The sequence below is a fragment of the Haloarchaeobius sp. HME9146 genome (assembly GCF_025399835.1).
GTDB lineage: Archaea > Halobacteriota > Halobacteria > Halobacteriales > Natrialbaceae > Haloarchaeobius.
In genome coordinates this window covers 2473880-2487915 of the sequence record NZ_JAODVR010000001.1, presented here as the reverse complement: position 1 = coordinate 2487915, position 14036 = coordinate 2473880, and the positions used below count along the sequence as shown (strand labels likewise).

General features: G+C 67.4%; 14 protein-coding genes. 9 read left to right on the top strand and 5 right to left on the bottom strand.

Annotated elements, in window-relative coordinates; translation table 11 throughout:
• Nucleotides 1–68: 68 nt before the first annotated feature.
• The 4 genes from N6C22_RS12945 to N6C22_RS12930 all read left to right on the top strand — a co-directional run bounded on the left by N6C22_RS12945 (nt 69) and on the right by N6C22_RS12930 (nt 6042).
• On the top strand, nt 69–2885 hold the full coding sequence (locus N6C22_RS12945) for a DEAD/DEAH box helicase (RefSeq protein ID WP_261651530.1): 2817 nt from the start codon (nt 69–71) through the stop codon (nt 2883–2885).
• Between the two features lie 337 nt (nt 2886–3222).
• The gene (locus tag N6C22_RS12940) at nt 3223–3828 is read left to right on the top strand and encodes a protein sorting system archaetidylserine decarboxylase (RefSeq protein WP_261651529.1); all 606 of its coding nucleotides are present in this window, start codon (nt 3223–3225) and stop codon (nt 3826–3828) included.
• Between the two features lie 36 nt (nt 3829–3864).
• Nucleotides 3865–5010 carry a hypothetical protein gene (locus tag N6C22_RS12935; protein ID WP_261651528.1) on the top strand — a complete coding sequence of 382 codons (1146 nt, stop codon included), beginning with the start codon at nt 3865–3867 and terminating at the stop codon, nt 5008–5010.
• A gap of 66 nt (nt 5011–5076) precedes the next feature.
• Nucleotides 5077–6042 carry a metal-dependent hydrolase gene (locus N6C22_RS12930; protein ID WP_261651527.1) on the top strand — a complete coding sequence of 322 codons (966 nt, stop codon included), beginning with the start codon at nt 5077–5079 and terminating at the stop codon, nt 6040–6042.
• A gap of 12 nt (nt 6043–6054) precedes the next feature.
• Here N6C22_RS12930 and N6C22_RS12925 read toward each other — a convergent pair whose 3' ends face one another.
• Together N6C22_RS12925 and N6C22_RS12920 are read right to left on the bottom strand one after the other, a co-directional pair.
• The gene (locus N6C22_RS12925) at nt 6055–6951 is read right to left on the bottom strand and encodes a helix-turn-helix domain-containing protein (protein WP_261651526.1); all 897 of its coding nucleotides are present in this window, start codon (nt 6949–6951) and stop codon (nt 6055–6057) included.
• A gap of 53 nt (nt 6952–7004) precedes the next feature.
• A complete protein-coding gene (locus N6C22_RS12920; protein WP_261651525.1) occupies nt 7005–9182 on the bottom strand; it encodes an AAA family ATPase in 2178 nt (725 codons plus the stop codon).
• Between the two features lie 117 nt (nt 9183–9299).
• Between N6C22_RS12920 and N6C22_RS12915 the strand changes: the two genes are divergently transcribed.
• Nucleotides 9300–9434 carry a hypothetical protein gene (locus N6C22_RS12915; RefSeq protein WP_261651524.1) on the top strand — a complete coding sequence of 45 codons (135 nt, stop codon included), beginning with the start codon at nt 9300–9302 and terminating at the stop codon, nt 9432–9434.
• A gap of 22 nt (nt 9435–9456) precedes the next feature.
• Here N6C22_RS12915 and N6C22_RS12910 read toward each other — a convergent pair whose 3' ends face one another.
• Complete coding sequence (locus N6C22_RS12910) at nt 9457–9699, bottom strand: hypothetical protein (RefSeq protein WP_261651523.1); 243 nt, start codon at nt 9697–9699, stop codon at nt 9457–9459.
• Entirely contained in the window at nt 9699–10121 is a 423-nt protein-coding gene (locus N6C22_RS12905) for a DUF5796 family protein (protein WP_261651522.1), read from the bottom strand. The genes N6C22_RS12910 and N6C22_RS12905 overlap by 1 nt, the downstream gene beginning before the upstream one ends.
• A gap of 75 nt (nt 10122–10196) precedes the next feature.
• On the opposite strand from N6C22_RS12905, the gene N6C22_RS12900 reads away from it, so the two are divergent.
• Nucleotides 10197–10658 (top strand): hypothetical protein, encoded by a 462-nt coding sequence (locus tag N6C22_RS12900; protein WP_261651521.1) that lies wholly within the window; start codon nt 10197–10199, stop codon nt 10656–10658.
• Nucleotides 10659–10695: 37 nt separating this feature from the next.
• Nucleotides 10696–10980: an acylphosphatase gene (locus N6C22_RS12895; protein ID WP_261651520.1), complete on the top strand. Its 285-nt coding sequence runs from the start codon at nt 10696–10698 to the stop codon at nt 10978–10980.
• Between the two features lie 8 nt (nt 10981–10988).
• Here the strand turns inward: N6C22_RS12895 and N6C22_RS12890 are convergent, their stop codons facing one another.
• Nucleotides 10989–11753 carry an aldo/keto reductase gene (locus N6C22_RS12890; RefSeq protein WP_261651519.1) on the bottom strand — a complete coding sequence of 255 codons (765 nt, stop codon included), beginning with the start codon at nt 11751–11753 and terminating at the stop codon, nt 10989–10991.
• 370 nt (nt 11754–12123) lie between these two features.
• Between N6C22_RS12890 and N6C22_RS12885 the strand changes: the two genes are divergently transcribed.
• Both N6C22_RS12885 and moaC read left to right on the top strand, forming a co-directional pair.
• A complete protein-coding gene (locus N6C22_RS12885; protein ID WP_261651518.1) occupies nt 12124–13566 on the top strand; it encodes an NAD(P)H-hydrate dehydratase in 1443 nt (480 codons plus the stop codon).
• Nucleotides 13559–14035 carry a cyclic pyranopterin monophosphate synthase MoaC gene (gene moaC / locus N6C22_RS12880; protein WP_261651517.1) on the top strand — a complete coding sequence of 159 codons (477 nt, stop codon included), beginning with the start codon at nt 13559–13561 and terminating at the stop codon, nt 14033–14035. The genes N6C22_RS12885 and moaC overlap by 8 nt, the downstream gene beginning before the upstream one ends.
• Nucleotide 14036: the final 1 nt, after the last annotated feature.

Genomic DNA, 14036 nt, shown 5'->3' with positions numbered 1-14036 from the left:
AAAGTGTGAAATAAAGGTGACGGCCGTCGTCCGAGAGGATTAACCTCCTCGCCTGACTAGTGCTGCCGATGACAGCGGACGCAGCCGCGTTCACGGTACTCGGTGACGCGGTCCGGGGGGCGCTCTCCGAGCGGGGATTCAAGACCCCGACCGAGACGCAGGCGCGGGCGATTCCGGCCATCGCCGAGGGCAGACACACCCTCGTGGTCGCACCCACCGGGACGGGGAAGACCGAGACGGCGATGTTGCCCGTGTTCGACGCGCTCGTCCGCGAGGAGCGCTTCGGCATCGGCGCGCTGTACGTGACCCCGCTGCGGGCGCTGAACCGCGACATGCGCGAGCGGCTGGACTGGTGGGGCGAGGAACTCGACCTGGACATCGACGTGCGTCACGGCGACACCAGCGACTACCAGCGCAGCAAGCAGGCGAACGACCCGCCGGACGTGCTGGTGACGACGCCCGAGACGGTACAGGCGATGCTGACGGGCTCGAAGCTCCGGGTGGCGCTGGAGGACGTCGAGCACATCGTCATCGACGAGGTGCACGAACTCGCCGCCTCGAAACGCGGCGCGCAGTTGACCATCGCGATGGAGCGCCTGCGCGAACTCGCGGGGGACTTCCAGCGCATCGGCCTCTCGGCGACGGTGGGTGACCCCCAGGAGGTCGGTGCGTTCCTCACTGGCGGAGAGGACTGTGCCATCCGGCAGGTCGACGTCGGGAGCAACCTCGACCTGCGTGTGCTGAACCCCGAGGTCACGGACGAGGACGGGACGCTCGCCAGCGAGTTGATGACCGACGCGAGCGTGGCGAGTCACGTCCGCACGATACGGGACATCGTCGCGACGAACGAGTCCACACTCATCTTCGTCAACACCCGCCAGACCGCGGAGGCGCTGGGCTCGCGGTTCAAGGAACTCGACCTGCCCATCGGCGTCCACCACGGGTCGCTTTCGAAGACGGCCCGCATCGAGGTCGAGGACGCGTTCAAGGCGGGCGACATCGACGCCCTGCTGTGTACCTCCTCGATGGAACTCGGTATCGACGTGGGCCGCATCGACCACGTCGTCCAGTACCAGAGCCCCCGGCAGGTCGCCCGGTTGCTCCAGCGCGTCGGGAGAGCGGGCCACCGCCGGGACGAGGTCTCGGCCGGGACCATCGTCACGACCCGCGCCGACGACACCTTCGAAGCCATGGCCATCACCCGGCAGGCCAGGGAGGGCGAGGTCGAACCGGCCGGCATCCACGAGGGGAGTCTGGACGTGGTCGCGAACCAGATTCCCGGGCTGGCGATGGACTTCGGCGAGATATCTGGGAGAAAGGCGTACGACCTCGTCACCCGCGCCTACCCATTTAGAAACCTTTCCGAGGAGGATTTTCGAAACGTCGTCCGGGAACTCCACGGGAATCGGGTGATCTGGCTGGACGAGGGCGAGGATCAGATAGAGAAGACCGGCGGCACCTGGCAGTACGTCTACGCGAACCTCTCGATGATTCCCGACGAGGAGACGTACGAGGTGTACGACATGGCCGCGGGCCAGCAGGTCGGCACCCTCGACGAGCGGTTCGTCACCACCTTCGCGGACCCCGGCGAGGTGTTCATCCAGCGCGGCGAGATGTGGCGCATCGTCGAGGTGGACGACGAGAAGTCGAAGGTGAAGGTCTCTCCCATCGAGGACCCCGCGGGTGAGGTGCCGACGTGGATCGGCCAGGAGATTCCGGTCCCCGAGTCCGTGGCCCGCGAGGTCGGCGAGATGCGGGCCGTCGCCGAACCCCAGTTCCAGCGCGGTGCGCCACGGACCGCGGTCGCTCGCGAGTTCTGTTCCCGGTACCCGACCGACGAGGAGACAGCGATTTCCGCGCTGGAACAGTTCGAGCGCCAGGTCGAGGCCGAGGCTCCGATGCCGACCGCGGACCGCATCGTCGTGGAGGGGCGAGCGAACACCTTCGTCGTGAACGCCCCCTACGGCCACAAGGTGAACGCGACGCTCGGGCGCTTGCTCTCCGCGTTACTTGGGCAGCGCACCGGCTCGACCGTCGGACTGGATTCGGACCCGTATCGGATAGAGCTGGAGGTCCCGTCGGGCGTCTCCCTCGGCGAGGTCGAGGAGGTTCTCAAAACGACCGACCCCGACCACGTCGAACCGCTCATCGAGCTCAGCCTGAAGAACTCCGATTCGTTGAAATTCCGGCTCTCACAGGTCGCCGCGAAGTTCGGCGCGCTCAAACGCTGGGAGGGTTCGGGCATCTCCGGCGACCGGCTGCTGGCCGCGCTGCAGGACACGCCGATGTACGACGAGGCGGTTCGCGAGGTGTTCCACGAGGACCTGGCGGTCGAGGCCACCAGTTCGGTCCTTCGGGCGATCCAGGACGGCGACATCGAGGTGGCCCTGCACGGCGACCTGAGCCCCATCGGGACCGACGGGCACTCGGCAGGGAAGGAACTGCTCGCGCCCGAGAACGCGGACGCCAGCGTCATCGAGACGGTCAAAGAGCGCATCCAGAACGACCGCGTCATCCTGTTCTGCCTGCACTGCCAGGAGTACGAACGGAAGAAGAAGGTCAGCCGGATTCGCGACCAGCCCGAGTGCCCGAAGTGCGGCTCGACGCAGATAGCAGCCCTGAACCCGTGGGCCGACGAGGTCGTGAAGGCGGTCCGTGCGACCGAGAAGGACGAGGAACAGGAGAAACAGACCCAGCGCGCCTACCAGGCGGCGAGTCTCGTCCAGAGCCACGGGAAACAGGCCGTCATCGCGCTCGCGGCCCGCGGTGTCGGCCCGCACAACGCGGCCCGCATCATCAACAAGCTCCGTGAGGACGAGCTGGACTTCTACCGGGACATCCTCAGTCAGGAGCGTCAGTACGCCCGGACGCAGAGCTTCTGGTAGCGCAGTTGGTCACGTAAAATCGAGGTTGGTGCCCCGTCGAATGGGGAGTTGGGGAGTTCGAGTCGACGGGGCGGGGGAGTATGCAGACTCAGAACGCCCGGTCACAGGTCGGACAGTAGAAATCCGATGCTGGCCCCGCGAGGGGAGTCGATTGGGTGTTCATCGTGCCACAGTATGGGCAGTTGGGGGAGTACTGCATACCGGTAGTATCACCGTTCGAGGAGATAACCGTACGCTCTAATCTGTATGTGTCGCCCCGGTGGAGACTCTTACCAGTTAGAGGAATCGCGCCCCGAAACGCACAAAGCCATCGCCATCGGCTACTGAAACGACACCAATGCGCTTCGTTCCACAGGGCCGTCGGTTCGCTGCCGTGCCGTTCGCGCTCGCTCCCATCGCCAGCGTCGTGGGAACGCCCGTCGCTGGCCTCGTCTGCGTGCTGCTCGGGGCGGCGACGTTACACTTCTTCCGTGACCCGCCGCGTTCTCCACCCGCCTCTGGCGTGGTCTCCCCGGCCGACGGACGCGTCTCGGTCGTCCGCGAGGAAGACGACGGTCGACTCCGTGTCGGCGTGTTCATGAACGTCACCGACGTGCACGTGAACCGGGCACCCGTCGCCGGCACCGTCGAGGCGGTCGAACACTCACCGGGACTGCATCGCCCGGCGTTCTCGAAGGATTCGGACCGGAACGAGAAGGTCCACATCCGCCTGGACACCGACGACGGCCCGACCGAGGTCACCCTCATCGCGGGGGCGTTCGCCCGCCGCATCCACCCCTGGGTCGACGGTGGGGAGCACCTGGAGCGCGGGGAACGCCTCGGGCACATCGCGTTCGGAAGCCGGGCGGACGTGCTGTTCCCGCCCGAGGTGGAAGCTGACGACCTGCAGGTCGCGAAAGGCGACACCGTCCGGGCCGGCGAGACCGTGCTCGTCGACCGGTGACACAAGGTTTACCCTCACGGCCGTGAAGCGTTTTCTGTGAACTGGGAGGCGGTCCGCCGACGGTTGCCGACGCCCAGCGACGGCAGTGACGACCGCACGGAGACGGCGGGCGATGCGTCCGCGGACGACGATGCCGACCCGTCTCCGTCGCTCTCCCGTCGCCGTCTGATGGCTGGCGTGGGCGGCCTCGGAGCCCTCGGCGCGGGCAAGGCCGTCGACAACATCTTTCTGGGGTACGGCATCCTCATGGGCACTAACCTGCTGACGCAGGACACCGCCCGGCTCGCGGGTGAGCGCCTCGGCCCGACACCGTTCGAGACCACGGTCGCCGACCACACTCTCGCCGTCGACCGCGGCCAGGTGCACGTCGGCGGCGCTGCCGCCAGTGCAGACCCGGAACCCGTCATCTCGCTCGCGGGGTCACCCGCCGACGCCGCCGAGATCGATGACGAGTACGGGCTCCCCGGAGTCGCGACGGAACTCGTCCGGGACGACCCGCCGCTGGCAGCGGCGCTCGGCGACGTGAACGCGACCGAGGTCGGCGGTCTGCGGTTCGAGTTCCACCAGTACGAGGATTTCTTCGACCGGGTGCAGGACGCGGACTCGCGCCCCTTCAGTGTGATGCGGCTCCGTGGCGACCGGTACCGACCCATCGGGACCGAGACGATTCGCACCTTCACCGACGCCGACCCGTCCGACCCGAAGGCCGTCATCGAGGGACTCGTCGGCGGCTTCCGTGAGTACTCCGGCTACGACCTCCCGCGGTACGCCGCCGGTTCGCTGGAGGACAACGTCCTCATGGGCCACGGTGACCTCCGCGACCACTTCGAGTCGCCGACCACCTACGACGCCCTGCTCTCGGGCCGCAACACCGGCCTGTTCTGCTACGAGTTCGTCCACCGGTCCATCGAAGCGCTCCACGCGGTCCCCGCCCACGAGCAGACCGCACCCGTCTTCGCCGGGGTCGTCACCGACGACCGCCACAAGCACGCCTACACCGCGGTCGGGAGCGTCATCCGGGAGGACGGCGAGCTGGTGGTGCCGGTGACGTTCGTCGACTACACGCACTCGACGCTGTACGACGACCTGCTGGCCACCGGCGTGCTCGGGCGTGGCCTGCGGGCCTACGACGACCGGCACCGGGCGAGCGACATCTACTGGAACGCCTACGCCCGGGTCTGAGAACCTATCAGTCCGATTTCCCGGAAATCCATCGGCTTTTTGGTGGGGCCCTCCCGATAGTTGGCCGTGTATATCGGGCACGGGCTGCTCGCATTCGCGCTCGGCGGCGCACTCGGGATGCGACTCGACACGAGTCGGTCACGAGCCCTGGCGCTGGCGTTCGTCGCGGGTGCCTTCGGGATGGTCCCGGACGTGGACCTCGCCTACACCGTCTACGTCGTGCTCAAGGCCGGCCCCCAGAACGTCTTCCCGACGACCGAGTTCGTCTGGGCTGAAGCCGGCTCGTGGGCCGTGCATCGCAAGCTGACCCACTCGCTCGTCGTCGGCGTCCTCGGCGTGGGCGTCGTCGCCTCCCTGGCGGCCGCGCTCCGTGACGACTGGCATCCAGGAGTGGCCTTCGGCGGCCTCGGCGCGACGCTCGCGGCGCTGTTCGCCATCGTCCTCTCCTCGCACGAACTCATCGGGCTGATGACGCTCTCGCTGTACGTCCTCGCCGCGGCCGGGCTCACCCTCGCGGCCGTCCGGCGTGGGCTCCCGACCCGGCTGGTCGCCGCGGCGGCCGCCATCGGCCTGCTCTCGCACCCCTTCGGGGACGTGTTCATGGGCAGTCCGCCGGCGTTCCTCTACCCGCTCGCCTCGGTCGGCCCCGCGGAGAAACTCGCCCTCTCGCCGGACCCGACGGTCAACCTGGTCGCACTGTTCGCGCTGGAGGTCGGTCTCGCGTGGGCGGCCATCTGGACCGCCATGCAACTCACCGAGCGTCGGCTCCGGAGCTACGTCACTGCTCGCGCCGTTCTCGGGGCCAGCTTCGCGATGGCGGCACTCGTCATCCAGCCGCCAACGCTGGACATCGCCTACCACTTCGCGCTGGGTACCATCGGCCTCGGCGTCGCGGTCGGCGCGATGCCGTCGCTCGTCGTCGCACGGGGCTACGACCGCGAGACGGTCCTGCAGGGGCTCGGGACGAGTCTCGCGACGGTGACGTTCGCCATCACGGGGTACCTTCTCGCGTACGTCGCGCTGACGCCGTAGTCGGCGAGCAGCTCAGGCCGGTTCACGACGCTCTTCGAGCACGTCGAGCTCGCGGTCCAACAGGAGCACGAGTCGCTCCTCGTCCAGCGGGACGGAGAGTTCGACGCGGAGCGGGTCCTCCTGCTCGATGGTCGCGGTCTTGACCGCCAGCCAGTCGTGGTCCCACAGGGGACACTCTCGGACGTCGATATCGTGGTCGTACAGGAAGGAGACGATTGCAGGATGAGACAACAGTCCTGCGCCGAGGTCGCTGTGCATCTGTTTCCCACAGCGTCCACACTCGTTCTGGACCGCGACCGACCAGTCCTCGCTGTCGACCAGCCACTCGGGGGCGTCGGGGTCCGTCCTGGCGATGACCCGCCGCGAGAGCGGGCCGTCACAGGTCGCACAGAAACCGAACTCGCTGATGTGGATGTGGCGTTTGAGCCAGCGGTCGACGACCGCCGGTGCCTCCTCGCGCGGCCGCCCGTCCATCACGCCTGCCGGGACCTCGACGTTGGTGAACTGCTCACCACAGTCGGGACAGTCGATACGGATGCGGTCGACCTCGAAGGCGAGTTGCATCGGCTCGCCACACAACAGGCACTCGCCGTCGACCGGGACCGGTTCCGCGTCCATGGTCTTCGTCAGGCCACCGGAGAGCACTCCGCCGACGACCCGTTCCCCGGCTGGCGTCAACTGGTAGTGCCCATCGCCGTCTTCGACCTTCCGGACGAACCGGTCGGTCAGCTTGCCGAGGTGGTAGTTGAACTGGCCGGTGTCGCGGGTCCCGACGCGCTCGCGGAGCCGGGCGAAGGGGAGGGGTTCGTCGGCCTCGTTGAGCGCTTCGAGGATCCGGAACCGCGTCTCGTGGGAGACCAGTGCGAACGCTTCGTCAGGGGGCAGTTGGTCGACGACGACGTCGCTCATGCGCGAGGTGTTCACCGGGAGACCCCAAGGGATTTCGGGTGCCGTGTGACGGCCTACAGTCGCTTCTTCGCGGCCTCGAAGTGGCGTGCCTCGATGATGAGTTCGTCCGTCTTCGCGTTCGCTTCTTCCGGCGAGAGCCCGTCTGCGAGTTCGCGGATGGCACGCATCGAGGCGTCCCTGACGAGGGCTTCCACGTCTGCGCCGGTGTAACCCGCCGTCTCGCTTGCGAGCTCGTCGAGGTCCACGTCCTCCCCGAGGGGCTTGCCCTCGGTCTTGACCTCGAGAATCTTGCGGCGACCCGCCTCGTCCGGTTCGGGCACCTCGATGTGGGTGTCGAGGCGGCCGGGACGGAGCAGGGCGCGGTCGATGAACTCGCGGCGGTTCGTCGCGGCGAGGACGACGAGGTTCGGGTTCTCCGCGAGCCCGTCGAGTTCGGTCAGGAGCTGGGAGACGACGCGCTCGGTCACCTCGTTGCTGTCCTCGTCGCGCTCGCCCGCGATGGCGTCGAGTTCGTCGAGGAAGATGATGGAGGGGGCGGACTGCCGGGCGCGCTCGAACACCTTCCTGACGGCTTTCTCAGATTCGCCGACGTACCGGTCCAGTAGTTCGGGGCCGTCGACCCGGATGAAGTTCACGCCGGATTCGCCGGCGAGAGCCCGGGCGAGCAGCGTCTTCCCGGTCCCTGGCGGACCGTAGAGGAGGACGCCGGAGGGCGGGCTGGTGTTCGCCGCCTCGAACAGCGGCCCGTAGCTCAGCGGCCACTCGATAGCCTCGCGTAGCGTCTGTTTCGCGTCGTCGAGGCCACCCACGTCGGAGAAGTCGACGTTGGGCTGTTCGGCGATGTACTCGCGCATGGCTGACGGTTCGACAGACGCCAGTGCTGCCTCGAAGTCGCTTCTGGAGACCGACGGGTTCTGGTTCCACGCCGCGCGTTCTTCGTCCTCGGCGGGCCGGTTACGGATGGCGACCATGGCGGCCTCGCTCACGACGCTGTCGAGGTCGGCCCCGACGAACCCGTGGGTCCGGCTGGCGATCTTGTCGAGGTTCACGTCGTCCGCGAGTGGCATCCCGCGGGTGTGCACGTCGAGAATCTCGCGGCGGCCACCCTCGTCGGGGACGCCGATCTCGATCTCGCGGTCGAACCGCCCGCCACGGCGAAGCGCCGGGTCCAGCGAGTCGACGCGATTGGTCGCGCCGATGACGACCACGTCGCCGCGGGACTCCAGACCGTCCATCAGCGAGAGCAACTGGGCGACGACGCGGTTCTCCACGTCGCTCTCGTCGTCGCGCTTGCCCGCGATGGAGTCGATCTCGTCGAAGAAGACGATGGCGGGGGCTTCCTTGCGGGCGCGCTCGAACGTCTCGCGAATCTTCTCCTCGGACTCGCCCTTGTACTTCGACATCACCTCCGGGCCGGAGATGTTGATGAACGAGGCGTTGACCTCGTTCGCGACCGCTTTGGCGATGAGCGTCTTCCCGGTGCCTGGCGGGCCGTAGAGGAGGACGCCGCGGGGCGGGTCGATGTTGAGCTTCTGGAACAGTTCCGGTTCGGAGAGCGGGAGTTCGACCATCTCCCGGACGAGTTCGAGCTCGTTGTCGAGGCCACCGATGTCCTCGTAGCTGACGCCGCTCGGTTTCTCCGGCGGGGGCGACTGCGGCCCGGACCCGGAGCTCCCCGTCTGCTGGCCGTCGGTGCCTGCCGGGGCCCGGGTTGCGGGGTCGTAGGACTCGCCCTCGACGACGATCTCGGTGTCGTTCGTGATGCGGACGGGGGAGTCAGGGGTGGTCGAGACGATGCGGAACGGTGTGGAGGAGATGCGTTCGAGCCTGATGCGTTCGTTGACGCTGACGGGGCGGCCGTCGAGGTCGCGGGTGATGGCGCGCTGGATGATGCCAGTCGGGACGCGCTTGAGCGTCTCCGGTGGAGCGAGGTGGATGACCTCGGCGTCTTCGACCTCGCGGGCGGAGACGGTGACGCTCTCGCCGACCTTCGCGCCGGCGTTCGCCCGTGTATCGGCGTCGATCTGTACCACGCCATCCGGGACGTCCGGGCCGGCAGGCCAGACCTTCGCGACGCTCCGACGCGACCCCTCGATGACGACGGTGTCGCCGCTCAGCACCCCGAGAGCCTTGCGGGCCGATTCGGGGATGCGTGCGACGCCGCGACCGGCGTCGCGCTTCTCGGCGGCTCGAACCGTCATGACCAGGTCGGTCCCTGCCTGGGAACTCATACCCGATTATTTTCATCGAGCTGACTTGAGAATTGCCCTCTGGCGCTGGGTCGACGGTCGGGGCTGCCTCGAAACTCCGGGTGAGATTCAAAGGGACTGGGCGGGTATCACTCGCACATGGTCGCGAAACGAGAGCGCGACGGGGAGACGTGGTACGAGTGCGAGGACTGCGGCCTCATGTTCGACGACCGGATGGACGCGAAAGCGCACGAATCGGCCTGCACGGGGGAGGAACCGGCGTACCTGCAGTAAGTGGCTGCGTCGGTCGGGCGATTCAGAGCCGGTCGCGATGCGTCGCCGCCAGCTCGGACGCCTGCTCGCGGGTCTGGGCGACCTCCCAGCGGACCTTCGCCGCATCGCGGTACGAGAGTGCTGACTTCAGTTCGTCGCGCAGGACGCCGTGGCCAACCTCGACCACGGTCCCGTCCTCGTCGCCGAGTTCGTACATCCCGAGGCGGTCCGGAACCGTTCCGAGAACCGACCGGTCGAAGTCGTGCCAGCGCTTGGCCAGTGGCATCAGACGATCTCGTAGGAGTGCTCGCTTATCTCGTCCTCGGCGAAGACGAAGACACGCCCGCGGGCTTCCTCGGGGTCGGCCTCGACGGTCACGCGGACGCCGCCGCGTTTGACCACGACGCCGGGGAACAGCTCCTCCTCCTCGCCGGTGTCCAGCAGGAGGCGGCCGACGCCGGTCGATTCGAGGATGTCGTCGTCGGTCTTGCGGTCGTTGACGTAGACGAGCACTCCCTCGGTCTCGGTCGGGTCCGTGACGAGCACCTGGACGTGCTTGCCCGGCGGGCACTCGACGCTGCCCTCCTTCTTGTCGGGGACGCCGTGGTAGAACACCGACCGGCCGTCCGTGTACTCGACCGACACGCCACCGTCCTGTAACTCGACGCCCAGGGTGCTGGGCGCGATGTTGCTGCGGTGCTGGGACATGGCCGGGGGTTGGCGGTGTGGCGGGAAAAGCGCGCCGAAGAAAGCTTATGCCACACTCTCCGGAAACCCGACATGATGTCTCGACCTGCCCTCCTCTTCGGCCTCGCGGTCTGTCTCGTGTCCGCCGGTTGTCTGGGTCCCGCACTCGGGGCCGACACGACGACCGAACCGACGCGTGAACCGACTACCGTGACGACGTCACAGGCAACCACGACACCCGCTGAGACGAACGCAGTTGGCGAGACGACGACGCCCTGCATGTGCGTCGAGGACCCGCTGGAGCTGTGGAATCGATACGAAGGGAACGTCACCGTCACCGCGGTGAACCTCGACGGCGGGGACGACGTCGAGCAGACACTCACCGAGACTGGGAGATACGAGTTCGAGGACCGGTTCGAGCCGACCGCTGAGTACCGACTCGAGATTCGCGTCGACGGCGAGCTCGTCTGGGAGCGACCCCTCGAGAACTACGAGCGCTACCACCTCCGGGTGAACGCCTCGGGTGGTGTCGAGGTCGTGTCCTACTCCGTCGTCTGACTGGGGATTTTTCATCGCCGAGACCGAATCTCGACCCATGTCAGCAGCCGACCGAACCCGCGCACACGTCTTCGTCTCGGGTCGCGTCCAGGGCGTCTACTACCGGGCGAACACCCGCGACACCGCACAGGAGAAGGGAATCGACGGCTGGGTCCAGAACCTCCGCGACGGCCGCGTCGAGGCGGTCTTCGAAGGGCCAGAGGACGCCGTCGAGTCGATGGTTGAATGGTGTCACGAGGGCAGTCCGGCCGCGAACGTCGAGTCTGTCGAGGTCGAGTACGAAGAGCCAGAGGCCGAAGACGGATTCCGGATTCGTCGGTAGCGCTGATTCTACTCGGGGAACAGCTCCTCGCCGCGGTCGAGCTCGTCGATTCGGGCGCACTCCTCGTCTGTGAGTCCGATATCGGCAGCCGCCAGGTTGCCCTCCTGATGCTCCCGGCTCCCTGCTTTGGGAATCGTCACGACGCCCTCCTTCTGGCAGAGCCACGCGATAGCCACGTCGGCGGGAGTGGCCTCGTGAGCCTCGGCGATATCCTGCAGCGTCGAATCGTCGAACACTTTCCCCTGCGCCAGCGGGGAGTATGCGACCACCGTCTCGTCGTGGGCGCGGTTGTCGGCCAGCAGGTCCGGCGTCTGGAAGAACGGGTGGTACTCTATCTGGTGGGCGAAGATGGGCGCGTCGAGGTGCTCGCGGGCGGTGGCGAGTTCCTCTTGCGTGAAGTTCGAGACGCCGACGTGTTTCGTGAGTCTGTCCTCGACCAGTTCGTCGAACGCCGGGAGGGTGGTCTCCGGGTCGTACGCCTCGATGGGCCGGTGGACGTAGAGCAGATCCACGGAATCGACGCCGAGGCGGTCGAGGCTGGCTTCCGTGCTCTCGCGTACATCCTCCGGCGCGAGGTTCGTGGCCCAGACCTTCGTCGCGAGGAAGACCTCGTCCCGGGGCACGTCGCTCTTCGCGATGCCCTCGCCGACGACGGCTTCGTTCTCGTAGATCTGTGCGGTGTCGAGGTGGCGATAGCCCGCGTCCAGGGCGCTGGCGATGGCGTCCGGGTCGTCGATGCCCATGGTGCCGAGACCGACTTCGGGGAGTGTCATAGAAGAGAACTCGGCTCCGAGTACGAAATTCTTCTGTGTGGATGGTCGTCGACTGGTCGACGGGTATCGCCTTCGAGAGTGCTTCGTCCAGGTGTCCGTGTCGCTGGTGTGTCCGAGAACCAGTTCACGACTGCCGATGGCGATGGAGACCGCCACCGCCCCGCACCGCAGCCACACCCTCCCCAGCCGACTCCCTCCGCTTCGTTTCACTTCGCTCCGGTCGTCCCTCGCGTGTTTCCGACGCCAGCACTCGCTGTCGCTCGTGACTGGCGACCGCACGCGCCACCCACCACTTCCGCCGACTAACAACCCCACCAGAACCACCCTACCCGACGCCAGTCTTTACCTGTCACCGCCCGAACGTCCGCCCATGATTACGAGCGACCGGATGGCACAGGTCGACCGGAACGCCGAGGCGCTCGGCGTCCCCCGGAAACAGCTCATGGAGTCGAGCGGGAACGCGGTCGCCCGGGTGGTCCGCGAGCACGCAGAGCCCGGCGATGAGGTCGTCATCGTCGCGGGCCGCGGGAACAACGGCGGGGACGCTTTCGTCGCGGCCCGATTCCTCGACGAGTTCGCGGTCGAGACCATCCTGCTCGGGCGTGCCGAGAACATCACGACCGACATCGCCCGGGAGAACTGGGACGCGCTCCAGCAGGGCGAGTACGACACACAGGAGGTGCGCGATTCGGCTGACTTCTCGCTCCCCGACTGCGACCTCGTGGTCGACGCGATGCTCGGGACCGGCGTGACCGGGGCGCTCCGCGAGCCCGAGGCGACAGCGGCCGAAGCCATCAACCAGTCGTCGGCCTACGTCGTCTCGGTCGACGTGCCCTCCGGCGTCGACGCGGACACAGGCGAGTCCCATGGAACCGCGGTCCAGGCCGACCACGTCGTCACCTTCCACGACGACAAGCCCGGGCTGGAGGCGGTCGACGCGCCCATCATCACGGTCGCGGACATCGGCATCCCCGCGGCAGCAGAGTTGTTCGTCGAGCAGGGCGACCTCCTTGCCCTCTCCAGAGACCCACACGCCCACAAGGGCGACTTCGGCGAGGTCCTCGTGGTCGGCGGCGGGCCCTACACCGGCGCGCCGGCACTCGCCGGGCAGGCCGCGATGCGGGCCGGAGCCGACCTCGTCCACATCGCCTGTCCGGAGAACGTCGCGCGGGAGGTACAGGGCTTCGAGGAGGGCCTCATCGTCCACGAACTCGCCGGTGACCTGCTCCAGCCAAAGCACGTCGACGAGCTGCTCGACCGGGCGCTCGCCGCCGACTGCGTGATTCTCGGACCGGGATTGGGTCGGGCCAGCGGGACGCTCGACGCGGTCCGCGAGTTCCTCGAGGTCTACGACGGCCGGGCCGTGGTCGACGCCGACGCGCTCCGGGCGGTGCCAGGGACAGAAACCGACGCCGACCTGCTGTGTACGCCCCACCAGGGCGAACTCGTCGCGATGGGTGGGGAGACCGACGAGGACTGGCAGGAGCGAACAGAACTCGTGGAGTCGTTCGCCGCAGACCTCGGCCAGACGCTGCTCGTGAAGGGGGCTTACGACGTGGTCTCCGACGGCGAGACGACGCGGGTCAACAGGACAGGAAACCCGGGCATGACCGTCGGGGGGACCGGCGACGTGCTCGCGGGTATCTGCGGCGCGCTCGCGAGCACCCACGACCCGGTCGAAGCGGGCGGTATCGCGGCCTACGTGAACGGAACCGCAGGTGATTCCGTCGTCGACGCGCAAGGATACGGTATGTTTGCGTCCGACCTACTGCGGGAGATTCCCCACGCCATGTGGGGTGGTCGCGATGAGTGACGAGTTGACCCACACCGACGATGCAGGTGAAGCCCAGATGGTCGACGTGGGCGACAAACCCGATACGGCCCGCCGGGCCGTCGCCGAGGGGACCATCCATCTCCAGCCGTCGACCATCGAGGCGATTCGGGGTAACGAGGTGAAGAAAGGTGACGTGCTGGCGACCGCCCGCATCGGGGCCATCCAGGCGGTCAAGCACACCTGGGAGACCATCCCGATGTGCCACCAGATTCCCGTGACGAACGTCGACACCGACTTCGACGTCGCGGACGACCACGTCACCCTGCAGGTCGGTGTCGAGACGACGGGCAAGACCGGCTGCGAGATGGAGGCTCTCGAAGGAGTGACGACCGGACTGAACGTCGTCTGGGACATGGTGAAGGCCGCCGAGAAGGATTCGGACGGGCAGTATCCCGACACCAGAATCGAGGGCGTGAAGGTCGTCTCGAAGGAGAAGCGGGAGCTGTAGG